This is a genomic window from Vibrio sp. D173a (assembly GCF_030248475.1).
In genome coordinates this window covers 1-1339 of record NZ_JAHGAH010000508.1, presented here as the reverse complement: position 1 = coordinate 1339, position 1339 = coordinate 1, and the positions used below count along the sequence as shown (strand labels likewise).

The 1339-nt window shown below is 47.9% G+C and carries 1 pseudogene; it reads left to right on the top strand.

The annotated features are described in order from the left end of the window. A pseudogene (locus KIV40_RS27145) lies at window positions 1-1250 on the top strand (putative bifunctional diguanylate cyclase/phosphodiesterase); the annotation flags it as partial. Window positions 1251-1339: the final 89 nt, after the last annotated feature.

Genomic DNA, 1339 nt, shown 5'->3' with positions numbered 1-1339 from the left:
CTTAAGCCTTATTACGAACGCGCTTTTAAAGGCGAATCCATTGAAGCGGAAATCACGCTTAATGAGACCGACCTCGACACCAGCCTTCACTTCAGCCTCGCCCCACTGTCTAACGGCAAAGAGACGGATTACATTGTTTTCCACGCCTTTGACACCTCTGAAAACCAAGTTCTAGTACGCTCACTTGAAGAGTCCGAAGCCAAGTCGCACGTTTGCTTGGGTTTAACTCGCCATCAGAACTGCTTGGCGAAGAACTAGGTCGCCTGTTTATTGATGAGCAAACCAAAACAGTCTTTAACAATAAGCTCAGCTCGATTGTGTCTGAGTCTGGTTTGGTGTGCTTAACTGGCGCGCGCTGTGGCTTTGAACGCAAGGTTCAGTTGCATATTGATTCAACCGCCTTGTTAGGCAGTACGACTCAGTTAGTCTTGATTCAAGACGCACAAGAGACACCCAAAACCATTACGACAGCCGTTAACGAAGATGCCTATATCGACGACCTAACCAGGCTGTATAACCGTGTTGGTTTCACCAAGCGACTCGAGCAATTCATTCACAATGAAACACCGGTTGTGATGCTGTACCTCGACATTGATAACTTCAAAAATATCAATGACTCACTCGGCCATCATATTGGTGACAAGGTGATCAAAGAGGTCGCCTCGCGCCTGAAGCGTCTATTACCAAGACGTGCAGTGGTGGGTCACTTAGGTGGTGATGAATTTGGTATCATCCTGCCAGAGCCAGAGCACAAGCAGACAGTTGAAACCCTATCAGAGAAGATCATCTCGCTGATCAACCAACCGTTCGATCTGCACCACTTTAGTAAGCGCTTAGCTTGTTCGATTGGCAGTGTTAGCTTCCCACAAGATGGCATTGATGCCCGTATTTTGCTGCAAAACGCCGATACTGCGATGTATGAAGCGAAAGACCGAGGTCGTAACCGCTTAATCAAGTTCAACGAACAAATGAACAAAGAAGCTCGTATGCGTCTTTGGCTCGAAATCGAACTTCAGAAAGCACTGCAGCAGAATGGTTTAGAGGTGTGGTATCAGCCTAAGGTTAACGCCCGTGATTTCACCATCAACGGCGCAGAAGCGTTAGTACGTTGGAAGCACCCTGTTGAAGGCTACATCAGCCCTGCCGCCTTTATCCCGGTCGCGGAGCGAGCTGGTCTGATTGAACAACTGGGGCGGGTGGTCATGCGTGAAGTATTTGCAACGGTTAAGCGTTGGAAGATTCAGGGTATCTTCATGTAATCCATATAAGCCGAGAAAAAGCCGTTGTCGGCCGCCCTTCTTGCTTTCTCAAATAGGCAGTATTCTTGTTCTTCATCGAT